General features: G+C 49.2%; 15 protein-coding genes and 2 pseudogenes. 4 read left to right on the top strand and 13 right to left on the bottom strand.

Translation table 11 applies throughout. From position 1 onward, the window contains the following. The first annotated feature begins 400 nt into the window (after positions 1 to 400). Positions 401 to 1,636: a site-specific integrase gene (locus PREDE_RS09130; protein WP_044127432.1), complete on the top strand. Its 1,236-nt coding sequence runs from the start codon at positions 401 to 403 to the stop codon at positions 1,634 to 1,636. Continuing rightward, a complete protein-coding gene (locus PREDE_RS09125) occupies positions 1,633 to 2,094 on the top strand; it encodes a hypothetical protein (protein ID WP_015310409.1) in 462 nt (153 codons plus the stop codon). Before PREDE_RS09130 ends, PREDE_RS09125 begins: the two co-directional genes overlap by 4 nt. 134 nt (positions 2,095 to 2,228) lie before the next feature. On the opposite strand, the gene PREDE_RS09120 is transcribed toward PREDE_RS09125, so the two are convergent. From PREDE_RS09120 to PREDE_RS09095, 6 genes are all read right to left on the bottom strand, one after another. Then, positions 2,229 to 3,536, bottom strand: coding sequence for a DUF1302 family protein (locus PREDE_RS09120; protein WP_005846732.1), 1,308 nt, complete (start codon positions 3,534 to 3,536; stop codon positions 2,229 to 2,231). Between the two features lies 1 nt (position 3,537). Then, entirely contained in the window at positions 3,538 to 4,317 is a 780-nt protein-coding gene (locus PREDE_RS09115) for an outer membrane lipoprotein-sorting protein (protein ID WP_005846730.1), read from the bottom strand. A 208-nt stretch (positions 4,318 to 4,525) separates the two neighbouring features. Then, positions 4,526 to 6,907 (bottom strand): efflux RND transporter permease subunit, encoded by a 2,382-nt coding sequence (locus tag PREDE_RS09110; protein WP_005846728.1) that lies wholly within the window; start codon positions 6,905 to 6,907, stop codon positions 4,526 to 4,528. 256 nt (positions 6,908 to 7,163) lie between these two features. Next, a complete protein-coding gene (locus tag PREDE_RS09105) occupies positions 7,164 to 8,891 on the bottom strand; it encodes an ABC transporter ATP-binding protein (RefSeq protein ID WP_005846726.1) in 1,728 nt (575 codons plus the stop codon). Positions 8,892 to 8,916: 25 nt separating this feature from the next. Next, positions 8,917 to 10,671, bottom strand: a complete 1,755-nt coding sequence (locus tag PREDE_RS09100) for an ABC transporter ATP-binding protein (RefSeq protein WP_005846724.1) — start codon at positions 10,669 to 10,671, stop codon at positions 8,917 to 8,919. A gap of 99 nt (positions 10,672 to 10,770) precedes the next feature. Then, a complete protein-coding gene (locus PREDE_RS09095) occupies positions 10,771 to 11,385 on the bottom strand; it encodes a TetR/AcrR family transcriptional regulator (RefSeq protein ID WP_005846722.1) in 615 nt (204 codons plus the stop codon). Positions 11,386 to 11,781: 396 nt separating this feature from the next. Between PREDE_RS09095 and istA the strand changes: the two are divergent. Together istA and istB are read left to right on the top strand one after the other, a co-directional pair. After that, positions 11,782 to 13,353, top strand: a pseudogene (istA, locus tag PREDE_RS14080) (IS21 family transposase). Positions 13,354 to 13,364: 11 nt separating this feature from the next. Next, positions 13,365 to 14,155, top strand: a pseudogene (gene istB / locus PREDE_RS09085) (IS21-like element helper ATPase IstB). 35 nt (positions 14,156 to 14,190) lie between these two features. On the opposite strand, the gene PREDE_RS13325 reads toward istB, so the two are convergent. The 7 genes from PREDE_RS13325 to PREDE_RS09050 form a co-directional block, all read right to left on the bottom strand. After that, entirely contained in the window at positions 14,191 to 14,499 is a 309-nt protein-coding gene (locus PREDE_RS13325) for an RteC domain-containing protein (RefSeq protein WP_407635999.1), read from the bottom strand. Positions 14,500 to 15,260: 761 nt separating this feature from the next. Further along, on the bottom strand, positions 15,261 to 17,810 hold the full coding sequence (locus PREDE_RS09075) for a glycoside hydrolase family 3 C-terminal domain-containing protein (protein WP_005846716.1): 2,550 nt from the start codon (positions 17,808 to 17,810) through the stop codon (positions 15,261 to 15,263). 5 nt (positions 17,811 to 17,815) lie between these two features. Continuing rightward, positions 17,816 to 19,420, bottom strand: a complete 1,605-nt coding sequence (locus PREDE_RS09070) for a carboxylesterase/lipase family protein (protein ID WP_005846714.1) — start codon at positions 19,418 to 19,420, stop codon at positions 17,816 to 17,818. A 52-nt stretch (positions 19,421 to 19,472) separates the two neighbouring features. Further along, positions 19,473 to 21,020, bottom strand: a complete 1,548-nt coding sequence (locus PREDE_RS09065) for a carboxylesterase/lipase family protein (RefSeq protein WP_005846712.1) — start codon at positions 21,018 to 21,020, stop codon at positions 19,473 to 19,475. 69 nt (positions 21,021 to 21,089) lie between these two features. Then, complete coding sequence (locus PREDE_RS09060; protein WP_005846710.1) at positions 21,090 to 22,703, bottom strand: GLUG motif-containing protein; 1,614 nt, start codon at positions 22,701 to 22,703, stop codon at positions 21,090 to 21,092. A gap of 37 nt (positions 22,704 to 22,740) precedes the next feature. After that, complete coding sequence (locus PREDE_RS09055; protein ID WP_005846708.1) at positions 22,741 to 23,697, bottom strand: alpha/beta hydrolase; 957 nt, start codon at positions 23,695 to 23,697, stop codon at positions 22,741 to 22,743. Between the two features lie 8 nt (positions 23,698 to 23,705). Then, positions 23,706 to 26,075, bottom strand: coding sequence for a family 78 glycoside hydrolase catalytic domain (locus PREDE_RS09050; RefSeq protein ID WP_005846707.1), 2,370 nt, complete (start codon positions 26,073 to 26,075; stop codon positions 23,706 to 23,708). Positions 26,076 to 26,147 lie beyond the last annotated feature (72 nt).

Raw genomic sequence — 26,147 nt, 5'->3', positions numbered from 1 at the left:
AGGCGTTTTGCCCTGCGGCGCAATGGCCGCGCGATTGCACCGTAACGGCCGTACGTTTGCACCGTAACGGCATCGTGATTACGGCGTAACGGCCGTGCGATTCGCTCGTAACTAATCAATGAAAATGAAGAAATATAGGAGTTGGCGCAAACTAACTGATAATGAGGATGGAATGCACAAATTAGCATGATGTTGCTCTGTTTGTAAAGGGCAGAAATATGCAGATTTAGGCAGAAGTTCAGTTACCAGAGTGTTACCCTATTTTGATGTTGGTAACGATGGTGCAGTATTCGGTAACTGAATTATTTTAGCTCGTGTGGCTGTTGCTTTGGTCGGCAGTTTTCTGCGTAAGTGAGGAACGCTTTAATTCGGGTAACTTTACCCACAAATATTAAAGCGTATGGAAAAAGAAAAGATGAAAGTGTTGCTCTACCTTAAAAAGAGCGGTTTGGACAAGTCGGGGAAAGCTCCGATTATGGGGCGTATTACCATTGGACGCTCCATTGCCCAGTTTAGTTGTAAACTCTCCTGCAATCCCGGCTTATGGAATTCACGTGAGAGCAGGATGGACGGCAAAAGCCGTGAGGCGGTGGAGATTAACGGAAGGTTGGAGAACTTGTTGCTTTCCATTCAATCTACCTATCAGTCGCTAATTGCCAAAGGACAGCCATTTGATGCAACTGATGTAAAGGAACAGTTTCAAGGCAGCGTACAGGCAAGATGTATGCTCATCGAAAGGTTGGATATGCTCATCAAGGAGAAAGAAAGCCATATCGGTATAGACATCAAGGAAGAGTCTATGTCTGCCTATCATTCCACTCGGAAACGATTGCAGGAGTTCATTCAGAGGAAGTATCATGTTTCGGACTTGGTTTTCTCGCAGCTGACAGAAAACTTTATCTACGAATTACAAGCATTTTGTCTTGGCGAACTCGGTCATCAGCAAAGCACATTCTTCAGAGTTGCTGCCGATTTGAAGACCGTCTGCAGGTTGGCTTATCGTGAGGGGTTGGCTGATACGCTTCTGTTTGATAAAGTACATATAGAACGAGGAGACAAGAAAGCACCTAAAGCTCTTGACAAAGAAGCATTGGACAAGTTGAAGGCACTCTGCTTTGATGAATTGGAAAAAGAAATGGGAACTGCTCGTGATGTGTTTCTCTTCGCCTGTTATACTGGTGCAACCTATTGTGATTTGATGGAACTAAGCAAGAAGCATCTTGTTCGTGATGATGCAGGCAGTTTGTGGTTGAAGTTCAACAGACAAAAGACGGGCGTGCTTTGTCGTATCAAGTTATTGCCCGAAGCTGTTCGGTTAATAGAGAAAATGCACAGCGATGAAAGGGAAACACTGATCCCCCATATCAAATATCCCACTTATCAGTCTTGTCTCAAAGCCTTGCGATTACGGGCAGGTATTTCTTTTCCCTTTACCTCGCACATGGCAAGGCACACGTTCGGCACGATGAGTTTAAGTGCAGGAATACCTATCGAAAGCATTGCCAAGATGATGGGGCACGCCTCTATATCCAGTACTCAAATCTACGCACAGGTGACGGACAATAAGATTTCGGAGGACATGGACAGGTTGATAAGGAAACATCAGACAAAAGAAACGAAGGAGGAAACCGTATGAATGTCAATCACCATCAAACAAAAAGAGAGCGAAGCTATTTCGAGTGGGGCGATAATATGCAAATCACTCGCAAAGGCAAAGGCGAAATAGCAATGACAGAGAGTGAACTGGTGGATTTCTTTAGTGTAACATGGAGGAAGCTCAATTATCGTCTGCAACTTCTACTAAAAGTCTCTCCCCTGCAACCCGACGAAAGGGATACAGGGGAGCAGGAAGTCTACGTGAACGGACGGCTGCGAGGTTATGCTCCGCTTTATCCGCTTTCAATCATCATCGCTTTGTCTTATCAATTGGACAGCACGGAAGTACACTTGTTCAGGAAATACATCTGTCGAGAACTGCAACGCCCTATACCTGTGAGGGAGCAGATATACCTGCAATGGCAGTATCAATTGATACACTTTTCTATTTCATCGATATCAATCTACGACATAACTACAAAAGATATAAAATTGTGATAGAAAGAAAGTTAGAATGTAGTTAGAGAAAGACAAGCATTACTACCCTATGACTACATTCTACTTTTCTTCTTTACGTACTTTCACATGTTATTTTTATTTTGAGTATAATCATTTCATGTATTAAAATGGAATCAGAAACTATACTTCATCTTCACCCACGCTTCGGAGTTCTTACCATACATGGCAAACTTGCCTTTGTTGGCATGGAAATAGTCGTAGCCGGCGGTTAGTTCTATATCGTCGTTGAGAGAATAGGAGGCGGAAAGGCGGTTGAAGATGCCGCCGCTTGCCACGTCGATGTAGGCAAAGGTGGAGAGTTTCAGCGTGTTGTGCAGCAGTTCCTTTGAGAGTCTTGCTGTGGCAAGCCCGGCATTGCGATAGACGGAGAGCGCTGCGAGATTGCCCGATGTGTATTTATGATAATACTGTACGCTGATGTTCCAGTCGTTACCCGGATACCAGTCTACCCCTGCAAGGGCGTTGAGCGTGTTGCGCCGCACGGCATTTTGCCCCAAGCCGCTTCCTTGTGCCTCGCCTATGTACTCGGCGACTTCGGCGCGGAGGACAAACTGACCGACGGGCAATGAGCAGTCGGCACCCAACATCGTCATACGGCGGTACTGTCCGTTGATGTGGAGCGTCCTTCCATCGCCCGACAGGGCAGGGCAAAGGGCAGGCAGCTTGTTCCACGTCCGCAAGGCACTCACGGAGAAGTCTATTCCGCTGAGATTGACGCTTACCCGTCCGCCAAACTCCATATTCTTGATTTTCTTCTCCGGCTTGCCGCTTTCCAAGTCGGTGGTGTAAGGCAGTGGTGCAGACGGTAGGCGGATTGCCCACGGATTGCGCTCGTCTGTCGGCAACACGAAGAAGTCTACCACAGGATTGCACACGGCTTCAAGGGTGACCGAACCTCTTGTGTATTTTGCACGCAGCCCATTGACGGGCATGCGAATGTCGTCGTAGTCTTGTGCGAGAAACTCAGTATAGTCGAACGGCGACACGCAATCGGTAACGCGCAGTGCATCCGCCACGCCCCATACGACAATCTGCCGCCCGACGCGCAGGTCGAAGTTGCCCTTTGCATAAGAGAGATAAGCCTCGCGCAATTCCAGTCCTGTGCGTTCTTTCAATATTCCGTTGTAGGTGGCGTTCAGGGATAGGAAGAGCGAAGCCGCCCCTTTCTCGAGTTTGAGTTCTCCCCGCGCCCGAGTCCGCGAAGCCATCCAGTCGGCACGTCCCTCCGTCCTGACGGCATGGTAGGTATCAAGAAAACCTTTCACCTGCACCTGAAAAGCGTTAGCGTCCGATGCTTCGACCGTTTCCTGCGGAGTGCATGCCGAACCGATGGTGTCGCTATCGGCTGGCAATGTATTATCGATTTGGGCCGCTGCCTGCGCCGAGAGTATCGGCACAAGCAAGAGCATAAATAGTTTCATATCAGAGTCCTTTCTCCAGTTGGGAAACAGTGAAAAGGTTAGGCGACAGCTTTATGTTGAACTTCTGATTGTCCATACGGATAATGGTTTTGTGTCCCGTCTGTACATTCTCCATCTGCATAAGGTGCATCGTCCAGAAGCCCTGCACTTTATTTATGTTGGAAATCGTGAGCCTACGGTGCAGCTTGTTCAGCTTATCGTAATATTCCGCCTTTACCGCCATCAGGCAGTCCTGCCGAACCCAGGTGACGCGGCGTGTGTAAATCTCATCCTTGTCGTTGGGTACCGACTCTACCACCCAACATTTTTGACCGCCCAACATTTCTTCGCGCAGAAGCGTATGCTTCTCTTCGTCCACGCTGCGGGCGCTCATATCGTTGTAGGTAAAGTCGCTGCCCATGAAATAATCGGTTTTCGACGACTTCCCACTGATGCGCCTCGTCTTTTTCATTGCCGGAAGATAGAGCCACTTATCGTCCACCTTGGCGGTATTGTCGTAGTCCCAAGTGAGGAATCCCGTACCCTTCACGTCGCCGGGATAGGTGAAGAACATGATTTTCTTCGTATCATTGCCTATGTCCATTGCCCATGATTCGAGTTTCCTCACACGCTTATGGCCGCTCTTCTGAATGAGCGTCATTTCGATGGTGGCATAACGTGTGTCGCCGTCTGCGCGGTTTCTTACTTTCTGCATGATGTCTCTGCCCGACAGTCCTGCTGCCTGCGCGCTGCAAACCGCCAGTATGGCGATGAGCAGCAATGTGAAATGTTTTGTTTTCATATCGTTATATTTTATGGTGTTTTGTTGTTATCAAGGAAATTCATTTGTCGTTCCCTGGGAAGTCCATCCGTCGTTCCTTGGGAAGTCCGTTTGTCGTTCCCTGGGAAGTCCGTTTGTCGTTCCCCGGGAAGTCCGTTTGTCGTTCCCCGAGAAGTCCGTTTGTCGTTCCCTGGGAAGTCCATCTGCCGTTCCTTGGGAAGCCCGTTTCTCATTCCTTAGGAAGTTCATTTGCCGCGCCCGAGGAAGCCTGTCGATCATTCCCGAATACACGGAGATACTTGAAAAGAATTGGCGCGAGAAAGAGATCTGCCAGCAGGGCCGACATCATACCGGCTACAGCCAGAATGCCCCAATTGCGCATCTGTGTGCCGTCGGAGAAGACGAAGCCTGTAAACGTAGCCGAGATGACGACTGTGGACATGACGATGGCGAGTCCTTCGGTGCGGAAGGTTCGGTTGATGGCTTCTGCATAATTGCCGCACCTGTCATATGCCACATGGCTGTGGTTGATGAAGTGAATGGTGTCATCGACGGCAATACCCAAGACCATCGGAATGAGCGAGGCTGTCATCATATCGAGCGGATAGCCCAACCAACCCATCATCCCGCCCACGATGATGGCGGGGGCAATGTTCGGTATCATCCCAACGAGCCCCACTTTCCAGTTGCCGAAGACAAGCACGAGGATAACGCCGATGACCAAGACCGACAACAGCATCGACCACATCTGTCCGCGCTCCACATACTGCTGCATCACGGTGAACTGCGGTATGCTGCCCACCACCGAGACGTGTGCGCCGGGAAAGAGTTTGCGCGCCTCCGCCTGCAAGTCGTTCATTTCCTTTTCCGCCTCGTTGGAGTTGTAGTCTTTCATCTCCAACTGCAACCGCAGCCGCTTGTAGTCGTAATCCATCCAGTATTCCGACTCCGTACCGCCCGCATTCTCATAGAGCAACAGCAACTGCGCCACCATATCGGCGTTGTCCGGAATACGATAGAACTGCTGCTTGTTGCCGTTGAGCGTGCAGTTCATGTCCTTCACGATGTCGGTGATGGAATTGTGGCGTTTCGTCAGCTTGTAGCCACCCGCAATCTCCGCTAGTCGGTCGAGTTTCTGCAAATTCTCCGGCTTCTTGGCGTCGTTGTCGTGCGGCAAGGTAATCATAAGGTCATAGGAATATATCGAACCGAGTTTGGTTTCGCAGAGGTCGAGGAATTTCTTTACGTATGGAATCTTCCGCCCCATCGTCTTTTCGATGTCGAACGCAGGCTCGATGGAGAAGAGTCCGATACCGCAGAAGATGGTCAGCACAACCGACGAAACGACAATGGAACGATGCCTGCGCATCACGAAACTGCCGAACTGTTCGAATCGTTTGCCGATATATCCTTCAAAACTCTTCGACATATCGGCGGCAGGCTTGCGGTCCTTGCCGAACGACAACAGGATGGGCGTGAGCAGCAGGCAGGTGAGCAGCACGGCAAGCAGACAGAGCGAGGTGTTGATGCCGATGGCTCGCATCGGTACTATCTTCATGGACAGGAACGTCATCATGGCAGCCATGGTGGTAAGTCCCGACAGCAACACGCCCCAACCGGTTTCGCCTACGGCTTCCTTGATGGATTCCCTGCGCTTGCCTGTTTCTACAAACTGCGTCTTGAAGAAATTGTACAGGTGAATGTTGTAGGCGATGGAGCAGGCAAAAGTCAGTATCACGGCAATCATTGTTGTGGTCATGTCGATGTAAATGCCCGTCCAGCCGATGATGCCGAAACTGATGAGCAGTCCGAACACGGACGTGAGCAGTGGTGCAACAACGCCGCGCAGCGAACGGGTTACGATGAGCATCACAACGATGGAGATGATGAAGGCAAAGAGGAACAGCCGCCCCAGTTCGCTTTTGAGATAAACGAATTTCTCGTAGCCCAGATAGGGCATTCCCGCAGCGTTGGGCGACAGTTCGGCGTATTTCGCCTTGCCGATGATGTGTCCCGCTTCTTTGCCCGTAATCATATCGGGCGCAATGTCGCTCGTCTTCTTCCACACGCTGTCTTCGGGGAACGGCCGCAGTTTCACCATAATCCACGTCATCGTGCCGTCGTTTGACACCATCTTCTTTGCCAAATACGGTTTGCTGTACGCTTTCTGCCGGATTACGTTCAGCGAAGCGGTATCAGACGGAATCTCGTCGGGGACAATCTGTTCGATGGTCATACCCTCCTCCGTACCTACGGCAAACTCAATATCGGTGAGCGACGTTACCTTGTCGGCATACGACAGGCTGTCTTTCAGTTCGTTGCTCAGTTCGCGAATGAGCGTCAGGCTGCGTTGGGAGAAGATGTCCTTGTTTTTCACCAGCACCGCCACATAGTAGTCGTTGCCGAAGATAGACTTGAACTCGTTGGTTTTGAGTAGCATCGGGTCGTCGCTCACGAAATAGTCGTCGAACGAAGTTTTCATCACGATGCGCTTCGCTCCCACAAACGAGAAGGCGACGATGACTGCGAACAACGCACCGACCACAAGCCGGTGGCAAAGTATCCAGTCTGCCAACCGCTTGAATTTACGGTTGATTTTTACGATTTTCATTGTTGTTTTATCTTTGTTGTTATTACTATCTCTGAACGGTCGTTATTACTACCTCAGAACGGTCGCCGGAAACCTTTAATACTTATGTCATTGGATCAATTTGTCCAACTAATTAGACTAATTTGTCCAGCTCATTGGACTTGTTTGTCCAACTTATTGGATAAACGCGTCCAATTTGCACGGTCGCCATACGCGTCGTAAGCCATAGGCTGTTGCTGTTTGCCATAATCCTTTGCGAGCGATTGGTGTAGAGGTATTATTGCCGTTTTTCCTGTTGCAGACGAACCATTTGGGCGAACTCGCCGTTGCGAGCCAACAACTCGTCGGGCGTTCCCTGCTCGCTCACCGTACCGCCGCTAAGCACCACGATGTGGTCGGCATTGCGGACGGTGCGCATACGGTGGGCGATGATGATAACGGTCTTGTTGCACACCAGTTCGGAAATTCCCGCTTGTATTTTCGTCTCGTTCTCGGCGTCAAGGCTTGCGGTGGCTTCGTCGAGAAGTATGATTGGGGCATTCTTCAGCAAGGCACGGGCAATGGAAATGCGTTGCCGTTCGCCACCCGAAAGGGTTTCGCCGTTTTCGCCGATGACGGTATCGTAGCCTTGCGGCATTCGGCTGATGAAGTCGTCGCACTGCGCCAGTCGGGCGGCGTGGCGCACTTCCTCGTCGGTGGCGTTGCGCTTGCCGATTCGGATATTGTCGGCAATAGAGGCATTGAACAGCAATACGTCCTGAAAAACAATGGAATAGTGTTTCAGCAGCGTTTCAGGGTCAATCTTCGAGATGTCGTTTCCACCCACAAGAATTTGTCCGTCGTCGATGTCCCAAAAGCGTGCGGAGAGCTTGGCAGTAGTGCTTTTGCCCCCACCCGACGGCCCTACGAGGGCGGTAACAGTGCCTTGGCGTGCCGTGAACGAGACATTGTGCAGCACTTGCTTCTCGGTTTCGTAGGCAAAACTTACGTTGCGGAACTCGATGTCGTAGTTTTCGAGTTGTGCGGCTGCACTTCCCTCCTGCGTGGGCATGCCTTCTATTTCCTTCATACGGTTGATGCGCACGTCGAGGAAGGAGAGAAGGGCAAGGTAGTTGCACACTTCGATAATGGGATTGTAGACCATTGCCGATGCCAAGAGGTAAGCCAAGTAGGTGAATACCGACACTTCGCCCTGCTGCAACAGCCACGCTCCCACCAGTATAACGGTGGGCATGCCGAGCTTGAGCAGCATTCCGGCGAGGTTGAGGAAGACTCCTGCCACGAGTTCGCCGCGCACAAGCTCGTGTTCGTAGCCCTTCAGCCGCTTGTCGAAGCTGCGGCAGTATGCCTGTTCGCCACTGTACGACCTTATTTCCTGCATACATTCAAGCCCTTCCTGTATCTGTTCGGTTACGCCACGCTTCACTTTATAGTGCTGGACGAAGGCTTTGTGGAGCTGACGGCGCGACAGCAGCAGTGTGGTTACGGCGAGCGGAACGACCCAAAAGAGGGCTAAAGCCAAGTGCCAGTTGTAGGAGAACATGCCCACGCCGATGATGACGACGCTCAGAGCCGACGCAAACAGCTGGGGAACAGCGTGCGAGAAGGTTTGCTCGAGCATCGTGCAGTCTTCCATCACGGTAGAGGTGAGGTCGGAAAGGTTGCGCTCGCCGAAGAAAGCGAGGGGCAGTCGGCGCAGTTTTTCCGCCACTCCGATGCGGCGTTGCGCACTCTCGTTGTAGACGGTGGTGTAGGTGCTGTCGTACTGTCGGAGGGCTATGAAGAACATAAGCACTGCCAAGAGCAAAGCCACAAGCACATAGAACCACAGCGTGTGCGGCTCGGTGGAGGGCTTGGCGTCGATGTACTCCATGAGGAAGAAGAACAAATAGGTGGGCGGCAGCATCAATGCGAGGTTCATCAATGTAGAGAAGGCGATGCCTTTCCGCAAGTCTTTCGCTCCTTTTTCGGTGAGGGCGAACCGTTGTTGAAGATATTTTATCATTGTCTTGTATCCTTTCTGTTTAGGTTTATAGTTTCCATGCCACCGACTTTTGGTATTCGTTCCACATCTTATAATATAATGTGGCTTGCTCCATGAGCTGTTGGTGGGTGCCCTGTTCGGCTATTCTGCCCTTGTCCACCACGACAATGTTGTCGGCATCTTGCACGGTGGTCAGTCGGTGGGCTATCATGAGCACGGTTTTTCCGCAAGTCAGGTGGGCAAATGCCTGCCTGATAAGGTGCTCGTTTTCGGGGTCGGCAAAGGCTGTAGCCTCGTCGAGCACCACGATGGGCGCATCTTTCAGAATGGCACGGGCAAGCACTATGCGCTGCTGTTCGCCACCAGAGAGGTATGTTCCCTCCGCTCCTATCACGGTGTCCAGCCCCTGTGGCAGCCGCTCGATGATTTCCCGACTCTGCGAGAGGTCTACGGCACGGTTCACCTGCTCGATGGTTGCATCGGGATTGCCGTAGCGTATGTTCTCCAAAATGGAGGTCTTGAACAGTCGGGTGTTCTGAAACACGAACGACACGTTGCGCATCAGCACTGCCTTATCCATGTGCCGAACGTCCACACCGCCTATTTTCAAACTGCCTTCGCGCACGTCCCAGAAGCGTGGAATGAGCCTTGCGATGGTTGTCTTGCCGCTTCCGGACGCTCCCACCAGCGCAACGGTCTTGCCTTGCGGTATGTCGAGGTCGATGTGGCTTACGGCATCGTGCTCCGCCGCTTCGTATCGGAACGACACATTGCGCAAGCTGACGTCGAAGGCTGCCGCTTTCTCGGGCTCGGAACTCTCTGGAAGCGGCGGCGTGGCGGTGAGTTTCTCCAATCGGTCTACCGCTTCGTTTGCCAGAAAGAGGTTCTGACTGAGGTGCATGGCTTTCATTACGTTGGCTGCAATGATGGGTGCGATGAGCACATACAGCACCATATCGGAAACGATGATGGCAGTCTCGCCGCCGTGCCCTATCAGTATGATGCCCGTAGGCACAAGCAGAAAGGCGAAAGCATTGATGGCTATGGTGTAGGCAGACATAGGCATGCGCCACAGAAGGGTGTACCTGATGACGAGGTCGCGGTAGTTGATGATGCTGTCGTGAAAGCGTTTGAACGAGAACACCGTCTGTTGGAAGACCTTCACGACGGGTATTCCGCGCACGTATTCCACGGCTTCGGCACTCATTTTCTCCTGTGCGTCGAGGTACATACGCTGGAAGTCGTTGTTCTTAGGGTTCATCATGTAGCCCATGATGCCGAAGGCGCACACTATCGGCACCATTGCGGCAATGCCCAACTGCCAGTCTACGGCAAGCAGAAGCACTATGATGCCTATCGGAGCCACCACGCTGCCTGCCACATCGGGCAGTATGTGTGCCACGAAAGTGTGGGTCTGGCTCGAATCCTCGTCTATTATCTTGCGCATGCGCCCCGTGTTCTGCGTGTCGAAAAAGCCCAACGGAACACGCATCAGCCGTTCCATGGCAGTGCGCCGCATATTGGTTTCGATGCGGAAAGCGGAAAGATGCGAGAGCATGAGGGCGGCAAAATAGAGCAGAACATTCGCCACCGACACCACGAAAGCCGCAATGGCATAGTCCCATACGGGCGTATCGGCAAGGTCTCCGTCGGCAGTGAGCAGCGTGCGCACCACCAACCACAGGAAAATAAAGGGTACGAGCGACAGCAGTCCGTTCACTGCAGACAGCACAACCGAGCAGGGCAGCAACGGCTTGCGCCCTCCCATGTAACGTCCTAAGCGTTTCAGTATTTTTATCATAGCTATTTATATGTATTGAAAAGTTATTGTTCTTACGGTTTTCGGTGTGCCCTGTAGCGGTCGGAAACAGCAGCAGAGGGGCAACGATAGTAGCGGTTCTTAGGGTTTCATTAGTTCCTTCCACCCTGCCATGCTGTAGGCAGTATACTGCCGAAGCGCACTGTTCACCTCGCTTTCGTCGTAGTCCTCGTGCTCCACAAGTTCGCAGAAGATGTTCACCCACATAGAACTCGCAATGTGCAGGAAGAAGGGCGAGATGTTGATGTTGATGTGCGGATAGCGCGCTTTCATCAGTCGCAGGTATTCCGAACCAACTTTCATTTGGTGCTTAACTATCCTTTCCTTGTACCCAGCAAGCGATGTGCCTTCGGCATTGAACAACAGCAGGCGCAGTTCGGGGCGGTAAAGCTTCACCATTTTCTTCATTGTGCCGATGTATTCGTTCTGAAAATCGAGTGCGTCGAACACCTCGATGCAGAGGTGCCGCTCCTCGTTGTGCGACAGAATGTAGCGGTTCAGCTCGTTGAGCAGCGGCCGCAACACCTCACAGAACAGCTCGTCCTTGCTGCGGAAGTAGTTATACACGTTGCCAGCAGCAATGCCCGCACGCCGCGCCACCGTGCGGATAGACGTGCTGCGTGCGCCGTGAGCGATGAACTCCTCTCGCGCCACGGCAACGATACGCAGCCGAATGTCGTCTTTCAGTTTCTGCATACCCCCATGAAAACTTTAAATAATGAACGAAGTTCTGTTTTGTTCATAAAAAAATCGCACCGTTTCGTAATCGAACGGTGCGATAGATTGAACGAGCCCATTTGCGCTCTTACTATATAAATATTGTGTATTCGCATAGTTGCAATGTTTATTTTGCAAAAGTAGCAAAGATATAAAAACACCGCAATACCCAAAAATAAGTATTTTGCAATAAATTGGAAAAGCCACTCTACTTTGACCCCTTTGGCCAAACAGGATTGCTCACCTTGGCCATAATATGATTGACCCTTTTGGCCAAAATAACATTAACCACTTAGTACAAGTGTTGTTAGAGTTTTTTATGTAGATTTGGGAACCCGAGTCCTGGTGTAAGGGGTAATAATAAAATCTATGCAAATGAACAAGAGAATCAAGAACATTTTAAGATGTTATGCGGCAGGGATGGGTATCAAGGAAACGGCATCCACGTTCCATACTTCCCGTAACACTGTCCGCAATTATGTCCGTCTGTTCCTTTCAAGTGGGAAAAGCATCGATCAGCTTCTCTCCCTTTCCGAGGAGCAGTTGCATGAGATGTTTGTCGGTACGGAATCCCGACGTCGGTAGCCTTCTTCCAAAAGGATTGAATTGGAGGCTTTGCTTCCCGGATATGTATCCCGCCTGACACGCAAAGGGAAGAGTGTCAGAAAACTGTTTAAGGAGTATCATGCTGAATATCCTGACGGTCTTCAGCTGTCTTCCTTCAAGCGGGCAGTCCGCCAGTACAAGTTCCACATCAAGGTCGTCGGCCATGTCGAGCACTATGCCGCAGACCAGATGTATGTTGATTTTGCCGGTGACAGGCTTGAAGTTGTCGATGAGATGACAGGCGAGACGAAGAAGGCCGAAGTCTTTGTTGCCATCCTTCCGTTCAGTCATTACACCTACTGTGAGGCCGTATGGTCGCAGCGCAAGGAAGACCTGATCAAGGGATGCGAGAATGCCATGCTGTATTTCGAAGGGGCTCCGGCGGCAATAGTCCCCGACAATCTGAAGGCGGCCGTCACCCGAAGCGACCGCAACGAGCCCGTCATCAATGACGATTTCGCCGCTTTTGCCGAGCATTACGGCTGTGCGGTCTATCCCGCCCGTGTACGCCACCCCAAGGACAAGGCCCTTGTTGAAAACGCAGTGAAGCTTCTCTACCGTTCCGTTTACCTGGACATAGAGGGAATGACTTTCTCCAGCCTGGACGATCTCAATGCCGCTATCCATGTTTCCCTGCACGATTTCAATGAAAAGGTGATGGCCGGCCGGGAGGCGTCACGCAAGGAGATGTTCCTGCGCGGTGAGAAGGACTACCTCCGCCCGCTTCCACTGAAACGCTACGTCATGAAAGAGAAAAAGCTGATGACCGTCGGCAGGAACTCCTACGTATCGCTGTTCAAGCACCATTACAGTGTTCCCAAGGAACATGTGGGGAAACGCGTGACGATCCTCTACGATGCCGACACGGTGGAAATCTACTGTGGCATGAACCTTGTCGCCGCCCATGACCGCAGTGACGTCCCCTACGCTTATTCATGGAAAAAGGAGCACTACCTGCCGGGACATTACGGCCCTTATGACAAGGACTTGGAGGAACTCTTCCGGCGTGCCTCGGAAATGGACAACACCGTATTGAACTATCTTCGGGAAGTGGAGCGGCTCATGCAGTATCCTCCCAAAGCGTTCAGAGCCTGCCGGGGCATACTGACGCTGGAGAAAAAGTACGGGCGTGACCGTCTGGTGGCGGCCTGCGCCTGCGCAAACCAGAAGCTGCAATACGGATATCAGGCCTTACGCGAGGTGCTTGAACTGGGAGAAGACGCGGATTTCCTTCCCGATGAGGACGGAAGGGTACAGCCCCTCGGGGCTTCCCCTGCGCCACCGACCCACAAGAACATACGCGGACGTGAATATTACAGAAAAGACAAACAAGAATTATAAAGTTCGGATTTATGGAAACAAACAACAAGACAGCTCCTGTTACAGGACAGCAGGATCAGAATGCCATATCGCTTGATTTGATGAACCGCATGAAGCTGCATGGTATGGCGGAGGAGGCCTTCAGGGAAAGCCTTGCCGGCACCACGCCGCAGGCCATGACGGCGGACACTTTCCTTTCCATGCTTCTTGCACGAGAATGGGACCATTGTGCCCAGGCTGCCATAGCACGGCTTACCAGGAATGCGGCATTCCGTTACAAGGCCTGTCTTGAAGATATAGACTATGCCACGAACCGGGGGCTGGAGCGCAATCAGATGGAACGCCTCGCCACCCTGGATTTCGTGAACAAAGGGCAGAACCTTTTCGTCACAGGATCTTCCGGTACGGGAAAAAGCTTTCTGCATGTGCCCTCGGCCACGAGGCGTGCATAAGGGGATTCCGCACTTTCTATGCCAATGCCCCAAAACTGCTCGGGGCACTGAAAGTGGCCAAAATCAAGGGTACACTCGAGGCAGAACTCAAGAAGATCGAGCGGTGCCAGCTGCTTATCCTTGATGACCTGTTCCTTGTGCATCTTGACGCCAGGGAACGGCCCATACTGCTCGAAATTATCGAAGACAGGCATGAACGGAAATCCATCATCATAACCTCACAGTACCCTGCGTCCAACTGGTATGACATGGTGGGGGACCCGACAATAGCAGATGCCATTCTTGACCGTATCATTCATACGGCGCATACCATAGAATTATATGGCGAAAGCATGCGTAAGTTAAGGGCTAAGAAAAGCCAGAGAATCTAAAAGGGTAAAATAAAATTGACCCCTGCACCAGGACTTTACAAGGGGCAATCATGTTGTGGCCAACAGGAGCAAATTCTACTTGGCCAAAGGGGGCAAAGTAGAGTGGCTTTTCCAGCTTGCAACTCTTCATCTTTATCCATCCGTTTATTTAGGGATTTTGCCATTTGGTCAAGGAAATATGTACGACTGTCACTCTTCCGTTCTTTGATGTCAGCATAGAGCCGATAGCCATCTTTGCCGTCTACACCAAACAGGTCATAAAAAAACGCACAGAGCTCTTTGATACTTGCCTTGCCGTCGTTGATGCAAGACATTTCTGCGAGTCCGTAAATAAGTTCTACCAAGTCCGTAATCTTTCCCGTCCAATTGAACCTCTTACCAGACTCGTATTGTGGAATTGTGTTGGCACCGCAAACTATTCCTTGCATGCGAATTGTCAAAAGTCTTAACTCCGTATCAATGACGGAAAGCAATTCTGATACATTTTTCCCCCATCTCGTTCTCTGTATGACACGTCTCTTGTAAGCGTTTCAGTTGGAAACGGGTGTAACACAACGTACGAAACAACGCTTCGTAATTCGTCTCATTCCTTACCAATGTGATAATCTCGTCAATGAATGTATCCGTAGTAGATTGGGGCGGATACCTTGATTGTGCTTCTCCCAAGGCTATCGCCACGAAAGAAGGAGTGTTTACTAATCGTTTCATTCAAATAATTTTGTTGTTGGACAATAAAGGCAGGAAACCTTTTTCAAAAAACTGCCCGTTATATTTTAACAGATACTTATCCCTTTATTATTCAAAGTATCATGTACTTTACGAATCAGGGAACTGTCGCTCTTTTATATCCATTTTAATTTGGTTATTGAATTGTTATTATATTCTGTTGTGACAAGAAAATTTCTGTGCAGAGTTGTTCTCTGCGATAGGGACAGTGTAGTTCTCCACTTCTTTTCCGGAAAATACTTTCGTGAAACTGTCGGCTGTTCTCCTTTAAACCATTAAAATTATTTCTCTGGCACTGTTAATACCACAGAAAACCAAGCAAAGATAAATCTCATAAAAACCACAAGAAGATATCGCTTGTATATAAGTCTTAGCGAAGTTACAGGCCTTCTCTCCATAGCATCTGGCATGAAGCTTTTGCCGCACTTGAATTCCCGATATAGAGGGTGTACCTGCCACTCATGACACGCATGGTGTTCGACAGTGGATCCCAACATTCAAAGGCGTTATCTTGAAGCGTAAAAGTCACCTCCTTGCTCTCGCCTGCCTTCAAACTGACTTTCTGAAAGTCACAAAGACTCTTGACCGGCCCATCGCTATCCGCATTGCGTTTGATATAGACTTGCACTGTTTCCGTACCTTCACGCAGTCCGGTATTACTAACCTTAACCTTGAGGGTGCGCCCTTTGCACACAGGTTGCCCAATGCGGAATGTAGTATAACTTAGTCCGTATCCAAAGGGGAAAAGGGGCTTGCCTGTGAAATAACGATAGGTACGACCACGCATATTATAGTCATTAAATGGTGGTAGCTGATCATCATGACGATAAAACGTTACAGGTAGTTTTCCCGAAGGATTTACCTTACCAAAAAGCACGTCAGCAACGGCCCTGCCCCCCTCTTCGCCGGGATACCAAGCTTGCAAGATGGCATCACAATTTTTAGTCTCAGGCTCTAAGGCAATCGCACTGCCCGAGCAGTTGACCATAACGATAGGCTTTCTTGCGACACTCAATGCTTGGATAGCTTCTCTCTGGGCAACAGGCAGTTCTATCGATGTCCTATCACCACCCGAGAACCCAGGTAAATCGACTTTCATCTCCTCACCTTCCAGTCGAGGTGACAGTCCACCGACAAAGACAACGGCGTCTGCCTGTCGTGCTTTCTCTATCAGCTGATGTAAGTCGAATGGTTGTTTATGTACTACATCGAAATGAAATGTTGCATTGCCTTTGCATTGGACATATTCCACAACGATATCATAGTTCTTCCCAGCCTCTGCATGCAACGTATATTCGGCTATCTGATTGCGATCACGACTGCGCCATTTATTGATGACCTTCTTTCCATTGACAGAAACTCGAAACATATCATCTCCGCTTACCTTAATCAGAAGCTCTTCGGTCTGATGCACCTTTAATATACCTGTATAGCGCGCACTGAAATGTGTAAGGTTAACCCCCGGGGCAAAGGTTGTTGCACCTCCATTGTCTTGATTGATAGAATGCGTAAAAACAGCTTGTGCTACAGCCTCGCCCTCTTGGTCTTCGTTATTCCAGTAAGAAACCTGCATACCCTGTTCTCCTTCCCCATGATAGAACTGATTCATACGGCTTTCAGAAACTTCATTGGTTAACAGGCCACAACCAGGCATAAACTCTACATGCTCTGCCAACTGCCGAATACCATCAAGTATAGTCATTGTATGGCTTGGGGTTCCGTTGTAGTTTGCCCACAGCATCATGGAATCCACAGCATTTTCACCTACGACAAGGATTTTGTCATGCGTAGACAAGGGCAATGTATGGTGCTTGTTCTGCAATAGCACCATCGACTCGCGGGCCATACGCAATGCAAGTTGGCGGTGGGCAGGACAGTCGACCACAGCATAAGGAATGGTTTTCCACGGTACATCAGCCGAGGGAGAGATATCGCCCAGCGCAAGACGTGCCTCTAAGACCCTGATCACACTGCGATCAATATCACTCTCTTTGAGAACTCCTGCTTTTACGGCCTCTTCCAGACTGTGATAATTGCTGCCACATTCAACATCGGTACCAGCTCTCTGTGCTTGGGCAGATGCCTCTACAGCATCTTTTGCCACACCATGCCGGCCAGGTATCCAGAAATCACTGATGGCACCGCAGTCACTCACCACCAGCCCCTTGAAATTCCACTCATCACGCAAAATATGCTGGAGCAAACGGCTATTGCCACAGCAAGGCTGCCCATCAAAACGCTGATAGGCGCACATCACTTCTGCCACTTGTCCCTTGGTTACCAACGACTTGAAAGCAGGGAGATAGGTCTCCCAAAGGTCTCTCGGACTTAGGTTTTCGATATTCATTTCATGTCGTAAACTTTCAGGCCCGCTATGAACAGCAAAGTGTTTTGCACATGCTAAAGTCTTATAGTAGCTTGCCGTATCTGGTCCTTGTAGTCCTCTGACAACAGCCAACCCCATACGTCCTGTAAGGTAAGGGTCTTCGCCATAGGTTTCCTGCCCCCTTCCCCAACGCGGATCACGGAAAATGTTGATGTTGGGAGTCCAAAATGACAATCCTTGATATCGACGTACATGTCCTAAGGCCTTGGCCCGTTCAGCTTTTGCCCGAGCTTCATCGCTCACGGCCGTGAATACTTGCTGTAGCAGTTCGTCATCGAAGGCTGCCGCCATACCGATGGTCTGTGGAAAAACAGTTGCCACCCCATTGCGAGCTACGCCGTGCAATGCTTCGTTCCACCATTGAAAGGCTGGGATATTCAGCTGGGGAATGGCGGGCGAATCGTCTAATAAGAGAGAGATTTTCTCAGACAACGTTAACTGTCGGCACAAAGCTTCTGCTTGCCGGTTATAATTTGATAATTTCGATTGTCCTACGGCATATAGGCAGATGGACAACAATAAGGATATTATTATTTTTCGCATAGCTGTTACTTTGGAATCTGTTCTTTACACACGTGTTGCAGTATTGTTTTATAGCGATTCTCACGTTGCATGTCCTGCTCCACAGAGACATTGACATCAAGCTGAAGGATTGGCTCTGGCACCTTTCCGTTGACCAAAGGCCACTCAGGAAGACCAAGACCATTGGGGTTCCCTGTCTTAATATAATTGACGTAGTAGCCATTGAAGATATCAGACATTATATAATCTTCTGGTTGCCAATTGTAGACGAGATTGGTGGGTAGGGTTCCCATAGCATATTCGATGTCGGCTGAATGTACCGCTCCCTTGTCACGTTGACTTTCTACCTGTCCTTCGGCTACATTCTGCACCCCACCAGCCAGACCTGCCACTTTTCCTTTATCTTTCATGGGTGGACGCGGATGACAGTAACGGTACCGGTAAACAGGCCGGCCACCCGTTTTGGCATGCATGTGCCCCCAGTGCCAAGTTGAAAAGTCAAGAAAGAGATCGGAAGCTAAGTCTATACCCTGACGACCTTTCAGGTCGGCTTCTGTCTTAATACCATAGCGTGGGAAAATTTCATCTGTTGCGTCACCGAAGGTACGTCGTGCAAATTCTTTGGCCTGTTCTATGTTGCTGACAAAAAGTGTCATTTCCTGATTGTTTCCACCTAAAAGTAGGGGCACTTGTGCCTGACTTCCCTTGGCAAAAGTCTTCTCGGGCTGCTCAGTAAAGAACATTCCATCAATACAAGGTATGGGCATTTTCCGAATATGGGCTTTTTTCATCAGCTCTTCTGCGGGCATTGCACGTAATTCGCTAAGCAAATGACAGCCTATTTTCTTCATCAGTTTAGTCCCATCCTCCTCAGCCTCTTGTAAAGTGGGCAGTGGTCGGAAGGCTAAGATTGAGCCACTGGACCCTATGGCCTGCGCAAAAAGCTTTTTACTCATGGGCGATGCCATCAATGCGCTTACAGAGATAGAACCGGCAGACTCGCCTGCAATGGTAATTCGATTTGGATCACCACCGAAAGCTGCAATATTGCGCTTAACCCATCGTATGGCGGCAGCTTGATCCATGAGCCCATAGTTGCCACTGCCATGCCATTGATTTTCTTTTGATAATTCTGGTAACGATAAGAAGCCAAAGATGCCTTCCCGATAATTGGCTGTCACAGAAACAATGCCCATGCGTGCCATCTTCTCACCTGCATACCGGGGTTCGCTACCACTACCAGCCATCAATCCGCCTCCATTAAAATAAATCAATACGGGCAATCGCTCTTTCATGGTCTTAGCAGGTGTCCACACGTTCAAGTAGAGGCAGTCTTCGCTCATGGATTTCGTTCCAAAATTCATATCACCAAAAATCGCCTCCTGCATGGGATTGGGTCCAAAGTCTATAGCTTGTCTTTCTCCCTTCCAACCTGTGACAGGCTGCGGCTCACGCCAACGTAGGTCTCCTATGGGAGGAGCAGCGAAAGGAATGCCTTTGAAAATCTTAATACCCGAAGCATCTGTACCAACTAAGATTCCCTCTGCCACCTTAACTTTAACGTTGTTTTGAGCGCTTATACTTAATGCTTGTACTAAAACCATTAAAGTTAAAAAAAGTCTGTTATACATATGTGGTCGTTATTTATTATTTTTCCATCATCAGAATGATACCAAACAGCTGCTATTTCCAATTACTGAAGAAGTGATCCCAAAAATCAATATACAATTTGTTAGGCACATCTATGAGATGGGCTCCACGGTTGAACTCCATGGTAGTGGGCTTTCCCTCTTCGAATGGTGTCCAATAGGGTAGGCCCAAAGCATTGGGATTTCCCGTTTTTGCAAAATTCACCCAATAGTCTTGCATTATTCGTCCTAAATATTCCTCAACATTGAATTTACCTTTTCGGTTCAAATGTGAAAACTTATTGTTAAGGTAGAATAGCTCATCAACATGCGATACTCCACGACGCCTGCGTGAACCGACATAACTCGTTCGTGTCCATTGCGAGAGATAAGCAGTATAAACGGGACTCTTGCCTGTCTTACTCTGTCGGGTAGCCCAGGCATATTCCGGCCAGCCATAGGCTGCATCACGCCATATATCAGAAAAACTATCATAAGTCTCAAGTCTGGTTTGTCCGGGATAGAGAGCCAATACACTATCAGCGGCGAATGTATATTTTTCTCGGATGAACTTCTCATAGTCTTTGGGTTCCCATTCCTGAGTGAACATCACCCCCTCATCAGAATTGCTCATCAATATGACGGGCACATCATTATATTTACCTTCGTCATAGAGTTTGCGTTGATCCCCTACGATAACATAGTCGTCTACACAGGGCCAAAAGCCATAGAATCCCACACTATCACCGACAAGCTGATTGGCAGGGATTTTCCGTAATTCTTTAAGCGACTTTGCCTTCAGGTGTTTTTGGAACTCCAGTCCTTGCTGTTCTGCTCCTTTCATGGTGTGGTTCGTGACATGCCACACACGCTTATCAGCAGTAGGATAGAAATTGGCTCCGCTCTGGCAGATAGCTGCGCGAAACAGTCCCTTAGCCAAGGGCGAGGCACATAGTATACTCACACTGATAGCACCAGCCGATTCTCCGAAAATTGTAACTTTTGAGGGGTCACCACCAAACTGACTGATGTTTCGTTGAACCCACTGCAAGGCATAAATCTGATCAAGCAGCCCATAGTTGCCACTATGTTTATTGGGATTTTCCTTTGTCAGTTCAGGGTGGGCCATGAAACCAATGGCACCTGTACGGTATTCGATATTGACGATGACAAGTCCGCACTTCGCTAGATTACTCCAATTGGTTGCCCCATACCATTCGGTTTGGAATCCACCACCATGTATCCATACCATCACCGGTAGATGTTCGCCAGTACTCTTTGCAGGTGTAGTGACAGAGAGGTACAAGCAATCTTCACTCATCTTAACCTTACCCTCTCGACGTGATAACTGTGGTGGCCAAGGTCCATAGGCTGTCATCTTTTTCACACCGTTCCATGGCTTTACAGGTTGCGGTGCCTTCCATCGGAGATTGCCGACAGGTGGAGCGGCATAGGGTATTGCCTTGTATATCGCCACACTATCTTCCACTACCCCCTCTATGTCTCCAGATTCGATATGGGTGCATACCAATAGTGAATTTTGTGCATAAACTCCTATAGTCATACAGATACAGGCAAAGAGTGTAAAAAAGCAATGTTTCATAAGAGTTTTTTTATATTAATAAGTTGGTAAATTCTGTGTAATGTACTCACTGATAAAACTTAACTTCAGTTATTCTTTAACAGGAACAGGCAAGCCTCCTTCTATATATCTCCAAGGACTGGTCGCATTATCTTTGTTAAGGACATCTTTCAGCGCATCACCGTACATTAGCAATACACTTGAATATCCGTGTAATGAGGGTAAAGCGTCGTCATTTGCACCAGTGAGCAGTTGAGAAACGTAGCCGTTATTCGTCAGTTCATAACTCATGCCAGGCCCATACCAACTTTGTAAAGGTGCGGGTTGTCCATCTCCGCAGATATGTCCCCAAGAAAGATTTGGAAGATTGTCTATGTGTATCTTTCCCGACGCATAACTGTTGCTCACAAGCGTTTTAGTCACTCCAAAGGCTGTACCGATCATTCCGTAAGTCTTGTTGAATTCTCCTATGATTCCTCCAATCTTAACGACGCAATTACTAAGACTTATATCGTTTTGTGCAGCACAATTCTTAACAGTGCCATAGCGTTCACTACCAATAAGGCCGCCAACATAGCTCTCCTTTATGGCACGATTACCCATAAGTGTAATCTTTCCGGTTGAAATGCTGTTGGAGACATTCGTAGCCGAAGCTTGTAGCCCTCCCATTGAAATCTTTATCGGGGCAACTGCCGTAACATGCGCTGCAAGATTCATAGATGAAGAACAGCCTTTTGTGTCACTGTAGCCCTCGCCAAGGATACCACCGACATATAATTCACCGCCTTCTCCACTTCCAGAGACATTGACACATAGATTACCTCCAACCTTACAGTCTTCTATTTTCCCATTCCAAACACCTGCGACAAGTCCTGTAACAGAAGAGAATATCGACTTCTCCATCGTAAAATCTACTTGTATGTCGGCTTGGTCAACCAAACAGTCCACAATAGCCCCAATTCGACCGGCATCTTGCTTGAGAACAGCAACCAATGGGGCTACATATGCCGATGGGGCCGCGAGCCTGATATGGCAGTCTTGCAGTTTTACATGCTTCACCTCGCCATTAGCTATAGCTCCAAAAAGAGCTTTCATCGCAGGTGTTGCTGTAGTAAGATTCAGATTACGGATCGTATGGCCTTGTCCATCAAGTATTCCCTTGAAAGCCTTGCACCACCATTCTCCATCAGCCATTTCACAATCGCTTTCATACGTGCCGATAGGTTCCCAATCAGCATACGTACCGAGATTGATGTCATTATCTAACACATACCATCCTTTGAGGTCATTTCGTATATTGTAGAACTCTTCTGCAGAACGGATATGCTTAGGTTTCACCCATCGGGCATAGAGGCGTATGGATTGTCTCACAGGCATAGAATCAAGCTTTTCCTGCATCGTCACTCCACCCATCTTATAACCAAAGTGCCATTCCTGATGAGGTTGACCTTCATGAGAAGTATACCAACCCGCAAAGCGGTAGCCTTCACGCACTGGCTGTCGACTCTCACTTATAGGCATAACAGCTCCCGGTTTGACGAGGAGCGTGTCCCGCTTCATGATATCTGGAAGTTCATAGTTGAACTCTACGACGTATTTCCCGTCTATTTGCGAAGGGAGAGGTGTCTCTGCAATCTCGTCATCACTGTGACAACTGGAGAAACAACAAGCTAAAAGAATAAAAAAGGCAAATGATTTGTACATATTCGATAGAAGATTATTGGTGAGTCATAAATAATTCTTATTCCAAATACGAGTCGTTAATGAAACCTGTATTGATTAGAAAATTATAGAACATTTTAATCCAAATGTTTGTTGCACTCTTACGCCACGACAATCCAAATCCATGACTCGTATTAGCGAAATAATGCAACTCAGCAGGAATACGGGCGTCGTACCACAACTTATATAGATTGTATGCCGTAGGATCGGGATAAATATCTACTTGCGGTGCGGCTGCAAAGAAAGGTACAGGGTCTGCGGGTAACTGTTTCTGATTAACACTGCAATAAATAGGTGCTATGACATCTGGACGGCTTTCAAGGGTATGGTTATATACCACATTCCATGTAATCCGTGCGCCGGCAGAGAACCCCATTAATCCTAAATGGCCGGGATGAATACCATATTCATCTGCATGACGTCGAATATAGGAAAGTGCACTTCGGGCATCATCAGCAGCAAAGTCTATGTTCGTAGGTTTGTCATGTGGCTGATCGAACTTCCTCGCCAACAGAGCGGTAGCACTCTTTGTGGGATCGACTGTACTATTCTGTCCTGACATAAGCTCCATGTCAGCCTTCATTTTTTGAGTATACTCTTCTTTGCTGTCGAACATGTAATCTATTCGATATTTCAGAAGAAAGGCTGTAATGCCATGCTCAGCTAACCAACGGCAAACCCTAGTTCCCTCTTTCGTAAAAGCAAGTAGTTGGTAACCACCACCTGGGCATACAACCATAGCCATACCCTTTGATTTCCCATGTGCAGGAAGAAAAGGTGTGATGGTGGGTGTTTCAACATTATATATCACCGTATCCTTACCATTTCGGATAATAATTTCATTGTTTTCTCTACGATTCTCGGTACCAGGGGCCTTACCTGAATAGAGCCGAATGGCAGGCAATTCTCGGTATTGTGCCATTGTTGAGCAAGGTATTACTATCAATACGATGAAATTAATTAATAGCTTCTTCATACGTTAACTTACTTAATATTGTTTACACTTTCCGTCAATACGATAGTTCTCCCCCTCCAAAGAAGTTTCCCCGTCACACCTTTGGGCAGTACGATTTGTGCACTCCAGTCTTTCCCCTTCTTCTGATAGGCAACGCGTATCATGCCCAAGGGATGGGGAACCGACCCCGAGGCTTGCGTGAGACGACCGAGGTGGGGTGCGATGCGAACCTTGGCGAAACCGGGCGCATCGGTATCGATACCGAGCACCGTGCGCAGCAGTTCGATGTTCGGACTGGCACTCCAAGCATGACAATCGCTGCGGGTATTCATCAATTTTGAGTCTTCTCCCCATGTCGTCATGCCGAGTTTCATGTAGTCGTTCCATATACCGAGCCCGTCAAGATAGGTATCGCCGAGTCCTGCTTTGGCAAGGGCGCGGTTGACATAATACTTGAAATAGATGCTTGCTTCGGCCATGGTGGAGTCACGCAGCATGCATTCGGCCAATTGTTCAGCCTGTTTTCCTTTCACCAAACCGCAGAGAATGGCGAGTGCCTGCGCGTGTTGCGAGAAGCATTTCTTGTTGCTGACGTCTGCATAACACTGTTTGTTGGTATCCCAATACTTGCGTTGAATCGTATTTGCCAGCATATCGGCACGCTGTCGATAGCCATCAGCCATACCCTGATTGCCGAGATGGGCCTCCAAATCGGTTGCCCATTGATAGGCACGCAGCAAAAGAAGGTCGAGAATAGCCGAGCAACCGTCTTTTCCTTTGGGCGGAACACCCATCTTCCATTGGCGTTGACGCTCCACCCAATCCATGAAGTTCCAATAAGGAAGGTCTTTCAGAGAGCCGTCTTTCCCAGTGTGCTGTATGAAGAACGAGAGTACTTGGCGCATTCCCGGCAGGTGTTGACTGACGAAAGCACTGTCGGGACGATACATATAATAGTCATGCAGCATGCCAATCCACATGAGTGAGAAGGGCGAAATGACGTTCGTTCCTCGCGTAGGGTAGCGTCCTTCGGTTACACCTTCAGCAAGACGGGAGTTATCGATGTCGCAGATAGCCTTGCGGGCAAGCGTGTCATTGCCCGTATTATAATAAGAAACGAGCATCTGCAAGCGCGTATCTCCGAGGTATTGCAGCCGTTCATAATAGGGACAATCCATGTAGGTTTCCATCGCACAGAGCCTTGCTGTGCGCCAACCGATATCAAACATCTTCGCCAACGCAGGGTCGGAAGAAGCGAAGGTGGCCCTCCTTTGGAACGGAAAGCCCGTATATATGCCGTAAAGGTCGTTGAGAACGAGGGGCTCTTCTTGGGTCTCGACACTCAACTGCAGGTAGCGGAAGGTCTTCCAATTGAGCGATGCATACGAAGCCTGCTCATCTCCGGCCGCAATGATGCTGTCTTTCACACCGAAAATGACTTTCCCTTCAACGGCATTGCGGTGGCCTTTCTCCAGTGTTTTCGTGTCATAGAGCGACTCGGCATAGGTGAGTGCCATCGTGGCCAGCTTTCCTTTGCTGAAATCCAAATGAACATAGGCATTGGTATTCTGTCCGTTATCGAAAAGAATGACGGCACGCGTGTGTGACGGAATGGTAATGGGAGCCTTTCCAAAGAGGAATGCCTTCGTCACTCTCACGCCTTCGGTCTTCCTTACGGCCGACAAGCGTTGCAACGAACGTTCCATTTGCGGCAACGGCGAGGGAACAAGCATCCAACCTGTGCCATCGGTAGCCATGAAGCCCTTGGGAGAGCCAGCCATGAGGGGTTCTGCCGGCTTCCAACCCGTGGCATCATAGCCGTTCAACTGCCAACCTTTCTCGGCCTTGGTCATGTCGATGACCTCGCCATAAGGCGCAACGAAGTAGCCCAGCACGGTGGGTTTCAGTGCTTGGCAGCCTTTATCTTCGGTCACAAGCCACGAAGGATTGGTGTTCACGGCAGCCTCTTCCTGGGTGTCGCCCTGAAGAATGAATGCCGTGCGCAGCGAAATCTGGGCCAACGGACCGTCCGTGCCGTAGTTCCACACCGTGGCAGCAATTGTGTTGTCACCACTTTGCAGCCAAGGAGCAATGTCTACGGTCTCATAGTTCCAGTGAAACAGGTCGCTCTGTGCCGGTCCCAAGGATACTATCGTACCGTTGACAAACAGCTGATAGCGGTTGTCTGCCGAGACATGTACGCGATAATGTCCGGGCTTTTCGTCAAGATGGAGTTGCTTACGGAAGTGGTAAACACCGTATCCTTGGGGCGATGCGCCGGGAGCGGCAATCCAATAGGCGCGCCATCGCTTCTGTTGCAGTTCGGGATTCACCTCTGATGCGGCATAGGTAAATGTTGACAACGCCAAAAAGAGGCATGCAAGAAAGGTTGTTCTCATAGGTGATGGTTTTATGAATGGGTGATGCTGCAGAACGGTCATGCGATGTTCGGGTTACCATCTCCCTGCAAT

The organism is Prevotella dentalis DSM 3688, assembly GCF_000242335.1.
Classification (GTDB): Bacteria; Bacteroidota; Bacteroidia; order Bacteroidales; family Bacteroidaceae; genus Prevotella; species Prevotella seregens.
The sequence above is the reverse complement of the archived record's forward strand: the minus strand, read 5'-3'. Positions and strand labels throughout refer to the sequence as shown.